The organism is Calditrichota bacterium (assembly GCA_013152715.1).
In the GTDB taxonomy this organism is placed as follows: Bacteria; Zhuqueibacterota; Zhuqueibacteria; order Thermofontimicrobiales; family Thermofontimicrobiaceae; genus 4484-87.
This window is the reverse complement of sequence record JAADFU010000010.1, coordinates 24,647-37,837: the sequence shown is the minus strand read 5'-3', so window position 1 is coordinate 37,837 and position 13,191 is coordinate 24,647. Positions and strand designations below refer to the sequence as shown.

At 44.7% G+C, this 13,191-nt stretch carries 11 protein-coding genes; 1 reads left to right on the top strand and 10 read right to left on the bottom strand.

Annotated elements, in window-relative coordinates:
• Nucleotides 1-179: 179 nt before the first annotated feature.
• From GXO74_01025 to GXO74_00985, 9 genes are all read right to left on the bottom strand, one after another.
• Nucleotides 180-434 (bottom strand): hypothetical protein, encoded by a 255-nt coding sequence (locus tag GXO74_01025; GenBank protein ID NOZ60242.1) that lies wholly within the window; start codon nt 432-434, stop codon nt 180-182.
• Between the two features lie 35 nt (nt 435-469).
• The gene (locus GXO74_01020) at nt 470-673 is read right to left on the bottom strand and encodes an addiction module toxin, HicA family (protein NOZ60241.1); all 204 of its coding nucleotides are present in this window, start codon (nt 671-673) and stop codon (nt 470-472) included.
• Nucleotides 666-884 carry a type II toxin-antitoxin system HicB family antitoxin gene (locus GXO74_01015; protein NOZ60240.1) on the bottom strand — a complete coding sequence of 73 codons (219 nt, stop codon included), beginning with the start codon at nt 882-884 and terminating at the stop codon, nt 666-668. The genes GXO74_01020 and GXO74_01015 overlap by 8 nt, the downstream gene beginning before the upstream one ends.
• Before the next feature lie 280 nt (nt 885-1,164).
• A complete protein-coding gene (locus GXO74_01010) occupies nt 1,165-2,859 on the bottom strand; it encodes a peptidase (GenBank protein NOZ60239.1) in 1,695 nt (564 codons plus the stop codon).
• A 157-nt stretch (nt 2,860-3,016) separates the two neighbouring features.
• Nucleotides 3,017-5,464, bottom strand: a complete 2,448-nt coding sequence (locus tag GXO74_01005; GenBank protein NOZ60238.1) for a M1 family metallopeptidase — start codon at nt 5,462-5,464, stop codon at nt 3,017-3,019.
• A 233-nt stretch (nt 5,465-5,697) separates the two neighbouring features.
• Nucleotides 5,698-6,849, bottom strand: coding sequence for a sensor domain-containing diguanylate cyclase (locus tag GXO74_01000; GenBank protein ID NOZ60237.1), 1,152 nt, complete (start codon nt 6,847-6,849; stop codon nt 5,698-5,700).
• A gap of 149 nt (nt 6,850-6,998) precedes the next feature.
• Nucleotides 6,999-7,532 (bottom strand): hypothetical protein, encoded by a 534-nt coding sequence (locus GXO74_00995; protein NOZ60236.1) that lies wholly within the window; start codon nt 7,530-7,532, stop codon nt 6,999-7,001.
• A gap of 191 nt (nt 7,533-7,723) precedes the next feature.
• On the bottom strand, nt 7,724-9,715 hold the full coding sequence (locus GXO74_00990; protein ID NOZ60235.1) for a helix-hairpin-helix domain-containing protein: 1,992 nt from the start codon (nt 9,713-9,715) through the stop codon (nt 7,724-7,726).
• Nucleotides 9,716-9,721: 6 nt separating this feature from the next.
• Nucleotides 9,722-10,549: a hypothetical protein gene (locus tag GXO74_00985; GenBank protein NOZ60234.1), complete on the bottom strand. Its 828-nt coding sequence runs from the start codon at nt 10,547-10,549 to the stop codon at nt 9,722-9,724.
• Nucleotides 10,550-10,632: 83 nt separating this feature from the next.
• Here GXO74_00985 and GXO74_00980 point away from each other — a divergent pair, with 83 nt between their 5' ends.
• On the top strand, nt 10,633-11,532 hold the full coding sequence (locus tag GXO74_00980; GenBank protein NOZ60233.1) for a DUF4835 family protein: 900 nt from the start codon (nt 10,633-10,635) through the stop codon (nt 11,530-11,532).
• 159 nt (nt 11,533-11,691) lie between these two features.
• Here GXO74_00980 and GXO74_00975 read toward each other — a convergent pair whose 3' ends face one another.
• Entirely contained in the window at nt 11,692-12,930 is a 1,239-nt protein-coding gene (locus tag GXO74_00975; protein NOZ60232.1) for a hypothetical protein, read from the bottom strand.
• Between the last annotated feature and the right edge of the window lie 261 nt (nt 12,931-13,191).

Genomic DNA, 13,191 nt, shown 5'->3' with positions numbered 1-13,191 from the left:
AATACTTCCTTTCAAAAATCTAAATTAGCGGGAGATTGTTTTTATTATATTTTAGAGAAAGAATTCGGTTCCCGCTCGGTGAAAATAAAACTTCTTATTATAGGAAAAAATTAGCAATTATGCAATACAAATTTTTTGTTGAGGGGGATTTGGTGGCTTTGGGGCGAATGGTAAATTTGTCAAGGATTTTGGATAAGGTCAATAATGATTAAAACAACTCCTAATAAAGTTGTGATTATACCTGCCAAGTAAAGTTTTTTGTCTGTCCAAAAATAATTTTTACCTGATCGATTTATAGCTTGTTGAATGGCATTTTTCTCATTCTGATTTACTCGTTCGCCCTTTCTTACAGTTTCGGGATTTAACAAAGGGTAAGCAAAAATAAAAGCGCCTATAGCAGCTAAAATAGTACCAATTATTGAAAATTTATTCATAATAACATCATTACCACTCTAAAATGCTTAGTAGATTACTGTTGTTTATCCCCGATAACCTCAAAAAGCGCTTTTACAATTTTGGGATGTAATATCTTTCCTTTGTGGAATGGTAAAACAAATCTCTCTTTATTTTTTTGATATATTCTATGGCTGCCTCTGCTTCTAATGTGTCGAAACCCGGCTTTGAGAAGCACTTTTTCCGCCTCTTCAACTGTCAGTCTTGGCAGTTTAGGCAACACTAACCTCCAATGACGTTGTCAATATCTCCTTACTTAAATAGTCGTCCATTTCTTCCGGTAATAATGTTTCTAAATAAAGCTGTACGGCTTCTTTTATATTTTCCAGCACCTCTTCCAGAGTATCACCTTGACTGTGACATCCTTTCAGCTCAGGACAAAATGCATAGTATCCGTATTTATCTTTTTCTATTATTACATTCACTTTCATCGCTAATGCCTCTCTTTTGGTGGAGTCGTTATTTTAAAAAAACCACTTTCTATTGAGACTATCTTTTCCTTAAAATAATGACAAAAAATTTCCTCTTTCAAACATTAACTTCAATTTAGCACATTAGTATTATAACCAATAATTTAGAATATGTCAAGTGAAAAATGAGAATTATTGCGCTTGAAAAAGTTCTGAATTGGCTATAGAGCGGGTTTACGTTTTGTTCTCAGAATAAAAAACCCGATTTCTCCCAGAAATCGGGTTCTATATAGGCAACCTTTCAATGGTTATAGACTTTAATTTTCAACTTCACTTCATAAATCGGCTTAATATCCACCGGAATATCGGTCAATTTATCCAGCGCCGCCTTCATCTCTTCAGTCATCACGCCGTAGTTTTTGATTAGTTCTTTAGCAGCGTCATAATTTCCTTCGGCTTCGATGGTGAGCAAAACGTGCGCTAAATTGCGAACGGCAGTTTTAGCTCTTGCCTGATCCACGCTGAATTTTCCTGTAGCCTCGTCGTAGTTGAAGGCATTGTTTTCCATGAGAAAATTGAACTGAATCATGTTCGCCATGCCGTGCGCCTCGTTGATGCCGAAGCGTACCGAGCGGAAAATTCCGCCCAAATATGTCACGTACAGACTCTTTTCCAGGTCCTTGGGGAAAATTCCCTTGTCAATCAAAAATTGCACATTGTAATTGCCGCAGACGTCGGCTTTAGCTTCTTCGATAGTCGAGTAGGTTTCTTTCAGCATTTTGTTAACTGTCGTTTTTTCGCCGTTGGCTAAAGTGAGCGTGCCCGGTCCCAGCCCGTGACTGACTTCGTGCAACAAAATGTGGTTGAAATAGGCGTCGAAAGAAAGAAGCGGCAATTGATCTTTTGTAATCACTTTTTCCATGATCGGCATGAGAATTTTCTCAAATTTGGCTTCCTGCACATTTTTCAGCAGTACCTTTTTGCTACCTTTGGCTTCGCGCACTTTTTCATCATTGGGCAAATTGAAAGCCAGCGTCTGCACTCCGGCGCGCGCGTCGCCGGCAGTGTAAATTTCCTGCACGACTTTAATGGGCGAGGAACTGCCGCGGTCGAAATTTTTGTACTTGTCAGCGTAAGGCAGATTTTTCTCCATGTCTTTGAGATATTTGGCGATGACTTGAAGCTTCTCACTTTCTACAGGATCAACGGCACAAATAAATGCCTCAAACGACGCTTTGTAGCCAAAAAGTTCGTCTTCGTAAACTTCGTACGGGCCAATGACGATTTCGATTTGACTATCCAGATCCATCCAGTCCATGTCGCTCTGGAAATAGTCATTGGAAAGAAACGCCTCGGCGCGGCTGGTGAGGAATTTTTTCAACGATTCGTTCTCAGAGAGATCAGCCGCTTGTTTGAGCAATTTGGCCGCCGGTTTCAGCAAATCTTTGTATGCCTCGGAATAGGGGATTGCTTTGAGTTTATCGCCATCGCGGCGAATCACAGTGAAATTGCTCTCAAAGGCTTCTTTGTCCTCGGGATGATTTTTGAGCCAATTGTGAAATTCATCTTTGGTTAAATCTTCCGGATAAAAATTCGCGCCTTTCGGTTTAGGCTCGGCAACGAGAAACGGCGTGTTTTCGTTCAAACGGTCGAATGGGCCGTACATGATTTTGAAATAATCAAGATACACCTTGTCGTCCGTCTGTTGGGAATTTTTTAAAGCCTGCAGGATTCCTTCGTTTTTAGAGTAAACTTGACGCAAAAAAATCTGGTCGATGTAATTGGCGGCCTCAACCAATTTTTGCATCACTTGCTGATCTTTGTCCGTGAGAATTTTTTGATCATAAGCAATCTCCACGGGCGCGAATTTTTGCAATTGCGCTTTCACGTGATTCACGTCTGCTTTCTCCAATTTGATTTGCTTTTTCTCTCCGCAGCCGATGACGAAAACAAACGTCACTAATATTGCGCTCCAGAGTAGGTACCAGTTTTTCATTGTTTCCTCCGTCTTTGTTATTTGTAGTTTAGATTTTAGCCTAATTCAAAAATGAGCGTGAAAATATTCTGACAAGCTGTCCTTTAAAGTTTCGGAAGGAAATCCGCGATAATCCGCCAAATCCGCGTGATCCGTGGGCCATTGTTTAAATTAAAACTCATTTTCTCTTCAACGCCGACCGAATGCGCCGAATGGAAAAATCGATTTTATTCTCCACGTCGTCGGATAATTTTTTCTTTTTCAATTCTTCCAATGCTACCAATACTCGTTCATCTTTGAATGCCCCCAATACACCAATTGTTTTCTTTAACACTATTTTATTCTTTTCAGCGAGCATGTTGAGTAAAAAAGATTCCGCCTCAGGCTTGCCAATTCCGACCTCGCGAAACAGGCCCAGCGCCAGAGAGCGAATGTAAGGCGAATTTGTGGTGTCGCTGGCGAAGCGCATGGCAATGGGAAGAGACCGCTCATCATCAATAAAATCGAGCACGTAAAATGCCGCCATGCGAACTTTGTCGTTGTCAGAATCCATGTCAACAAAGCGGCTGACAAAATCGAACGTGGAGTCGTCTTCGACATTCGACAGGGCAAAAACTGCGGCTTCGACTACCTGATAGCTGGAGTCGCTTTCGGCGATTTTGCGGAAAAGCGGATTGTATTTTTTGTCGTAATAGCTGCCGAGCGCACCGACGGCGGCGCGCCGCACACCGGAATTTTTGTCTTTGCACACTTGGGCGAGGACCTCGGGCGTGGTCGGAGAGGACAGGTCTTGTAAATCATAAATCGCCGCTTCACGCACGCCGTGAAATGGATCGCAGCGAGCAATTTTTTCCAGCGCTGCGACAACTTTCGTTGTGTCCATCACGTCGTCCGCAAGTTCGTCCAGAGCGCGGAGTCTGCCGGGGACGGTCGGATCGTGTTCCGCCAGATAAAGCCACTCATCCTCGGATTGGAGCATTTGCAGGTCTTCGAGCAAATAATTTGCTTTGTCGAACCGAATCGCCAGCGGACGTTCGGGAAAGGGAATGACAAAAGTGTCCCGGCGCGATTGAATAAGAATCTTCTCTGTCCGGGAATAATTTTCTCCGATGACTTCCACTTCCGTCGGCAGACGAAATGCCAGTGGAATTACTCCGGTCGAATCTTGCTGGGTTTGCTCCACAAAAAGGTAAAGTTTTTTTTCGGCAGGACGGTATTCCCGTAACACTTTCAATTTCGGATGCCCGCCGCGATAGAGCCATTGCCGGAAGAACCAATCCAAATTTTGATGGGTGATTTTTTCCACGGTGCACTGAAAATTCGCTGTAACAACATTTTTAAAGGCAAAATCATGCAAGAATTGATGCAAGCTGGCAAAAAACAGAGAATCCCCGATGATGCGCCGAAGCTGATGCAGCACCAGTCCTGCTTTTTGATATTCGATGAAATCAAACATGTCGTCCGGCGAGAGATAGCCGTCGTACACAATCGGATGAGGAAATTTTTCGTCGGCCATGTCCAGATAAAATTGCAAATCGTGGTACAGCGCGTAATCTGCTTCGTCTTTTCCTTTGTCAAATTCCCGAAAAAGAATTTCCGCGTAGGTGGCAAAGCCCTCGTTCAGCCACAAATTGCGCCAATCTTTGGTGGTGACCAGATCGCCGAACCACTGGTGCGACAGTTCGTGCGAAACGAGCGCGTCGCTGTTTCTGTCCAAATGGGCGCGCGCATCGTGAATGGTGCGATCCGTCAGCGTGGTGGCCGTCGTGTGCTCCATGCCGCCCGCCGGATATTTGTGCACCACAATTTGTGCGTATTTATCCCACGGAAAAGGATAGCGGAAAGTTTTTTCAAAAAATCGAATCATCTTCGGCGTTTTAGCAAAGGAAAATTTTGCCAACGCGCGCTGATGCGGATAAACGTAATAATAGAGCGGCGTCTTGCCGGCGCTGTCGCGGATTTCCGCATATTTTCCGGCGACGAATGAGATTAGATAAATCGAATGCGGTTTGTCTTGCAGCCAGTGAAATGTGCGTGTGCCTGAATGACGGTCGTGGGATTTTTTGATCAGTTTGCCGTTGGACAGCACAAAAAAGGAATCGGGCACAGTGGCAATGATTTCGCTGGTGACTTTTTCTTCTGGCGCGTCGTAACAGGGAATCCAGTAGCGCGCGTCTTCAGGTTCGGAATGGGAATAGATTTGCAGCGAGGCAAATTTTTTAGTGCGCACGGACATGAAATAGACGCCTTTTTTCGGAACGGAAGAATAGCGAATAACCAAATTCAGCGTGTCTTCTTGGGAAAATTCTTCCGGCAGCGAGATCGATAATTTTGAAGAATCGTATTTGAAAGTCAATTTTTGCCCATCTGCGAAAGCGATGCTTTTGATTTCCATTTCCCGGGCGTGTAGTTTCAGCACCCTGAAATTATCGATTAAAGGCACAAGTTGCAAATTTTCAACAGCGGAAAATGATTTCTGTTTTAAATTAAAAGAAAATTTGAGTTTGATGTGAAGAATATCGTAATCTCTATGGAATGCCCGGCCATTTTGCGGCAAGAGGAAAAATGCAACAATGAAAACAAACAGGAGGGAGTTGATTTTTTGATTCGGACCCAGTTTCTTCATCGTCTTTTCAAGTTAATCGTGTCAAACGGAATAAAATTTTTAGTTTAACTGAAAAGAAAAGAGGCATGTTCCATTATTTGAAAATTCTCGTTTCCGGCAAAAAAAAGAGCCAGCGCTGAAAAAATGCGCCGGCTCCTGAAAGGATGCCTCATGGCTGTTCGGCTCTTGTTTTTAGTAGTTTTGTCTCTTTTCAAAATTGCCAATTTGTTAAATTTTCCTATCTGCGACAGAACTCATGAATTGATGTCCGGAACTTTTGTGTAATAGTATTGGTGATTTTCCAGCGAGGAATTGAACGCTACCACCTGATTGCGACCTGCGGCTTTTGCTTTGTACAATGCCCGATCCGCAAGATCGACCAATTCTCGCGCATCCGTGGAATCGCCGGGAAAGGCTGCCACGCCCACGGAAATGGTGAGATTTTTACCCGGCTGGTTCTCTTGTTTGGGAAACCGTTTGCGATCGATTGTGGCGCGCAATTTCTCAGCGACTTGCAGCGCGTGATTTTTGTCAATTTCCGGCAGAACGACGACGAATTCCTCGCCGCCGTAGCGCGCCAATAAATCTGCTTTACGAATATTTGAATCCAGCGTGTGCGCCACTCGTTTCAAAATTTCGTCGCCCATGAGATGTCCGTTGACGTCGTTGAAGTTTTTGAAATAGTCGATGTCGATCATCAACACGGCCAGAGGCCGCTTGTATCGCTTGGCGCGCTGCACTTCGCGATCAAATCGCTCGTTGAAATAGCGGCGATTGTACAGGCCTGTCAACTCGTCGGTGATGGAAAGTTCTTTCGTTTCCCGAAACAGCAATGTCTTGTCAATGACCTTGGCAATCTCCTCGCTGATTTTTTTGAACAGCGAAATTTCATTTTCAGTGAAGGCGCCGGCTGCTCGGCGATAGAGGCTGATAATGCCCACCGGATGATTTTTTCGCAAAAATAATGGAATCACGAGAAACGCCCCCGACGTTGTGCCGTCTCGGAAAAAGCGGTATCTTTTTTGTTTGCTAATATCCGGAATGTAAATCGTCTTTTCGTACATCAACGCTTCGCCGAACGCGTCTTCGCCGAATTTAAACGAAGTCTTGGCTTTGTCGCAGTTGGCGGGGATGCCGAAAGAAGTATGCAATTCAAGCGTAGAAATGGCATTATCGATCAAAAAAATGCCAAATCCGTCGACTTTTAGCGTCTGTTGAAATATTTTTTGGAAAAGTTTAAAAATTTCGTCCAAATCCAGCGTGGCGCTCAGCGCTAATCCGATCTGATAGAGCGAGTACAGCTCTAACATTCGTTGATTCAACGACTGTGTGAGTTCCTGGATTTCCGGGGATTTTACTTCAAGCTCCTGCAGTTGGCTTTTTATGTGCTCAAAGGTCTCGGCCATGGTGCTGTCACTCCCTGAAAAAAATGATGCGCGATCCAGCGCAGGAAAAACCCTCTTTAGCTCCGCAACTGAAGCGTCACTCCTGGCAACTCGACAGATCAGCCAATCAACAGTTTCTCCGCTTGAAGACTAAGCGACAGGATGGGCGGCTAATGAGCACAACGTCCCAGAAAATCAATCAGTCGATTGTACTGCTCTTCAAAATTTATCTGTACGTTCGTCCGAAAAGCAAAATTGTAAAACGGCTCTTTCCGTTGATTGTACAAACACACTTTGAGCGGCGCTTTGCTCTTCTGACTGAGATAACTGCTAACCGGCTGGAAATCCTGATTGAGATCAAGAATCATGTCGAAGTCCGTTGCCGTAATTTTTTCTGTCAACTTTTTTCTCGGAAAACCAAAAAAATTGACATCATCAGAAGTTACAAATATTATGCCATCAATATGGGAGTTTTTTTCGATGTCAATCTCCTGTTGGTTGGTGCAAATAACAACTTTTTTCCCGGGGAACTCTTTTTTAAACTTTTTGAGCAATTTTTTTGCCGTGCTGAAATGGTCTACATTTTCAGGCATAAAAATAAGTACCGATTTCGCGGATGTCAGCGCTGTATTGAAGTTGATAATCGATTCTTTTTTGTGTAACTTTGAAGACAGTCGGAGAATGGATGTGGTAATCTTTTTCATGGGAACTCAATTAAAATTATGAATTTAGTTTGTTAATTCACTGAAATATATTAAATTTTTTCGTCGAAAGCAATAATAATTTTTATCGCTGTTCCTACCTTGCCACAAAATCAGCCGCTGGCTGATTCAATTATTGATATTTCAAGATAGGCTATTTTAACATTTTTAAGCGTGCGAATGTTCCTGATATTTTACCATCGTGACTGGCATTGAATGGCGACTGCGGAAAGCTGATCGCCGTTGATTAAATCCGCCTGGCTTCCGATAGTGGAGCGATAATAGTAATGCGTCTCGCTAAATTTTATTGAAACAGAAGCGAAGGCGGCAATTTTGTAATGACAGACAAGATACCAACGGCTACCCTGTCCGTAGAGCATTTGATTGGTCAGCACGCCGGGGACGTCCCGTTCAAATTGGTAGAGCCGGCTTTCAAAATCGTCGCTGTCAAAAAAACTGAACCGCGTCGAAAATGTCAGCCGCGGCCGCCAGCGGTAATTGATTTCCTGATAGAGCAACGCGCCGTGGAAACGAACGGGCGAAGTCATTCGTGCAGCCGGATACTCGGAAAACGCAACCCAGTTTTTTTCCCAACGAAAACGAAGCTTTAGGTCGCTGGTCGGGCGAAATTCAAATTGAAAACGTAAATTGGATTGCTTTCTCGCGACGACCCATTCGCTCCGATTTCCGTTTTCCAAGCGAACTGTTTCCGTCCTGGGCTTCGAGGCGTGTTTGAAATGCGCGTAGATTTTCATTCGCCGCAGCGGGCGATATTCCACCACCGCAAGGTAGTCGGCGCCGTTGGCGGGTTCCGGCAGGGAGTAAGTTCTCCAGGGAAAAACAAATTGATCTTGGTATAGTGATAAGATTAAGTTTTTCAATGGCTTGAATCTAATGCCAAAATAGAGCCCCCGTTCATTTTGCAGTTCACCGCCGTGCTCGCCAAAACCGCTGCCGTGAAAGGAGTGGAAATCACGGGAGTAGCGGCGAAACAACACTGCCAGATCCACGGTGCGAGTGTCGAAAACAGCGCCTGCGACAACGCCGGAACCGCCATTTTCAGAACGAGCGTATTCGCTGAAAAAATTCCAGTCGCCGAAAATCCAATTGGCGTCCAGTCCGAAGACTTGATTTCTTTTTCCGCGAAAACCGAAGCGATATCGTTCCGCATTAGCCACCGTAAACTCGCGGTTGAATCTGCTGAAATAGCCGGTCAGTCCCACAGACAAATTTTCCTGCGGCGTGATTTGCAGACGGGAGCCGAAGAGTTGTTCCTGCAGTTGATCTTTTTTAGCGCGCTCGTTTTCTGTGCGATGGTAGCCGGCAGTGTAAAAGTTTGTGACGCGATCGCTGTTTCGGTCAATGTTGGCGTCCAATGTTTGAGAAGATGCAAAAAACGCAATTTGGTAGAATTTTGCGCAAAACTGCGAGGCAATTCCCCGAAGTGATGCGTTTTCGTCCACCAGTCTGTAGGGGCGAATGAGTCTGCCGCGTTTTTTTGCGGAGTAAATAGGGTTGCTGCTTTTGTAACGCGCGTAAGGATTCCAGAAAACCAGCCCCTGAGCGAATTCCAGCAAGTAATTTCCGAGGACGATTTTCCACGCTGGCCGGGGAGAATACTCCAGAAAGTACGATTGAAAGTCCGCTAAATTTTTTTCACCGGCGTCCTTTTCCAGCAAACCGCCGGCGCGGATCTTTTCACCGCCGTTGATGATGATGCGATTGTAAATTTTCTCCGGCGACGGGTAGTAGCTGCCGTCGCGATAGCCCTGGCTTTGCTGAATTTTTCTGAAAATGCGAGACCGCAATTCCAACGATAGCGAACGCTTTTCTGTGGGTTTGTTGATCGTCAGGTAGTCGCTCAAAATGGGAACTAAATTCGGATCAAATTCAGGAATTTTTTCAAGGTCGTCCAACGAATGGAAATCGCCGTGTTTTTGCCGATAAGCGACAATCTTTGCCGCCAGCACATCGGAAATCCAGGGCAGCGCCTTCAGGTCGTCTGCGCTGACGCGATTCAAATTCAGCGGATGCGATTGCAGTTCATTGAGCAATTCAATCAGTTCATGATTATCGGAAAATTCGCTCAAATTTTCCAGCAACTGCTCCACATTTTCCTGCTGCGCCAGGCCGGCATTCAGGCCAAACAGAAACGCAAAAATGAATGTCAGCAAAATTGATTTCATTGCCCGCTATTTCCCGTCGGGAAAAGTTAATCTGAGTGAGAATTGATGCGTCACCCCCAAATCAGGATGAAATGTGACGCCGTAATCGCAGATGACGCCCCGCAAGTGAAAACCCAGCCCAAAGCAATAGTGCGCCGGATCGGAAATCACGCCGCTGCGGAGCATGACTTTGTTTCCAAAAACGTACTCGAAACCGGTGCGCAGTTCCGCCGGGAAGGTGACTTCCTTGAAAATATCAATGTTGATGAGAAGATTTCCCAGCGGTTGATAGCTGATTCCGGTGGAAAAATTCTGCGGCAAATGGTCTTTGTTGTAGCGGAATCGGGCGTGATTGACATTAGCGCAGTAAAATCCCCAATTGATGTGATCCGTCAGCGGCGCCAGGAATCCGACGTCGAACGCGAGAGCAAAATCTGAACCGTAATCTTTGATTTGAAGTTTCATGTAATGAACATTTGCCCCCAGAGAAAAATTTCCGAAAATTTGCCGGCTGAAACTGAACAAAAGCGATTGCTCCTGGTAAAGCTCGAAGCCGTAATTTGAAAAACCAATTCCCAGCGCGCCCCATTTTGTCGGCAAAATACCAGTGAATGCCGCCAGATCGAGTTCTTTCATGCCATAGGGTCTGGAATAGGAGAAAGAAATGGCGCGTTGGTTGAAATCTGCCAGGCCGCTCATGTTTGAAAAAATGGATTCGGGATAATTTTTCATGGCTGCTGTCGTCATGCCCATTGCTGCGGCGCGCGCGCCTTGAGGCGTGAGCTCAAAACCGGCAAAAGTGGAGTAAGGCAAAAGAAAAAGGGAACAAAGACCGAGGAAAAGATGTTTTTTCATTGTAGAATATTTCGCTTGATTATCGAATGATTATTTGCTATCTTGTATTAGCGCCTAAAAAATGAACCGCGGAGGTTTTTCCCATGCACAGCAATTTAATGAAAACACAAATAAAAACGACCGTCCTTCCGGGACGTAAATTTTTTCTCTTTTTCCTGACAATATTACTGCTGGCGAGCCCAACCGCGCGGCTGATCGCGCAGAAGGTGCGCGCCCAGGTGCAGGTGCAATTGGATGCGTTGCCCGATGAAAAAAGGCAAAAGCTGCAAAATTTCCAGCAAATATTGAACGATTACTTTAATAATTACCAATGGACAAATGACGAATTCATGGGCGACTTGCCGCTGAATATCCAGATTTTAATGCAGGACATCAGCGTGAGCTACGAAGATCGCTACAAATTAAAAATTATTATTTCCAACAATTCCGATGTCCAATACACAGACAAGCGCTGCCGCATGGAATTCCAAAAAGGCGAAATTCCCATGCACAATGATAATAGCTGGGATTCGTTGACCAGTTTGCTGGACTATTTCACTTACATCGTCATCGGCGAAGAAATGGACAAATTCGGTCACTTGCTGGGAACTCCGTATTTCGAAAAAGCCAAAACGATCGCGGATCAGGCGCGCTTCGGACTGGGACAATTCATCGAAGGTTGGGACCTCAGGTACGAGATGATCGACTATCTGCTGGGAGAAAAATATCAGAAATTTCGCGAGATGAAGGACTTCTATTTTTACGGGCTTTATTTTGCTCAGGACGATGCGGCGCGCGCCAGACGGTACAGCAAAGAAGCTATTCGCATGTTGAAGGAAATCAAGGCCGAAGAAAATCCCAAATATCCGCGAGTTAAAAATTTTATCAATGCCCATTTCAATGAAATTGTCAATCTTTTCAAAGGAACCCATGATCAGGAAGTGTACGATATTTTAGTCGAACTGGATCCGGATCGACAGGATATGTACAATGATATTCTGTAAAATCAGTTCGTTGAATACGGCGCAATCAATTTTTTCGCGAGATGACGATTTTTTCAATTCTTTCAATCGCGGCAAAACTTCATTTTCGACTTGAAAATTTGCGGCGCGGATCGCGATAAAATTGTCTGCTTACCCTGTTTATCGCTGAATGAGCGTCCGCTAATTTCCTGTTTTAAATAAAAATGTAAAATCTCTCGGCAGCGGATTTTGCCACTGATCGGCGCACAGCGTGTCCTGAATCGTGACAGCGTACAATGTGTTCGCGTCCAGCGGCGAAGTTCCCTGATAGACGAGTTGCGTCACGTCGTTCCATTTGAACGACCAATTGCTCGGACGAGGCACGATGGAAAAACTGTTTTCTGTGGCGGCTTGGTCCACCGCTGTGTTAAACGTAACGACAATCGACGTTGTTCGGCTAATTTGCGTGGCGCCGTTCAACGGGTAGTATGAAGTGACGCGCAATGGCTCCGTGCGAAAAGTAAATTCTGATTTCCCGGATAGCGGCGTCCCGTAAAGATCGGCGACGTTTTCCAAATTGTAAATTCGATATTCTGTGTCGCTCGCTAAATAGTAACCCGGCTGAAACGATACGCGCCAGGCGTCGTACCAGCGAAAATTTCCCAACGTCAGCGGCTCTACTGAAAATGCGTCGTCGAAAGTTTGTCGGTCAACCATCGTATTGAATACTAAAAATATTTCTGTTTGCGGGGAAATGTAGGTCGCTTGATCCGGCGGCGTCGTGGAGACCAACTTGAATCCTTCCGTGTGAAAATGAGAGACGACGTCAAAGGCAAGCGTGTCTGCGGAAAAAGTTTTTGCCTGTCGACTGAGTTGGATCAAATATGAAGTATTGCTGGCAAACTCAATTTCCGGAGTGAAGTGCAAAACGCTGCCTGACGGGCGGATTTCCCATTCGTATTTCCCGGCGACTGTCGGCGAAATGGTCAGATTGCTTTGGACGGATGAATGGTTCATCAACTCAGTAAACCCAATGGTGACTGTGGAATTGACGGGAAAGTCCTGTGTGTAATCCGCCGGAAAAATAGAACCCAACTGTTCCGGAAACGGTTTTAGCGTCACGTTCGGCGTGGCGGTTGTTTTTCCCTCGTACACGATAATATTGGATAGCGCCTGACGACCGTAATTTAGCGCTGAAAAGTCAAGATTGTAAACGCCGGGAGTGACGTTGCGAATGATGAAATAGCCGGAGGCAGAATCGGCAGTCACGGAATCAATGGCAGTGCCCTGGATGAGTTTTACCTGCGCTTTTATGCCAAACGGTTTGACGATGCCGACGATTTTTCCTTTGATAGCTTCAGGCGCCAGGGGTTGGTCGTTGGCGCAGCTAAAAAATATCGCTATGAAAATGAGGCTGTAAATTGACAATTTATGTTTCATAGTTCGCCCCTTGAATTTATTCTTCAATCTGAATCAATTAACTAATTATTTTGTTGAATGTCAAGAATTTTTTTTATAAAGTGTAATATTTTTTAGTCCGACGAAAGCGCGTTCATTTGCATTATGAGACGGGTGAGCGGAAAACTATCTTTGCTTCTTTGCGCCTGATTAAATTTTGGAGAAATTTTTTGTTGTCTCAGTTTTTGCTTGCATTTGTAAAAAAATTTATTAAAATTAGGCAAGGGGCATAGTTTTGTTAAA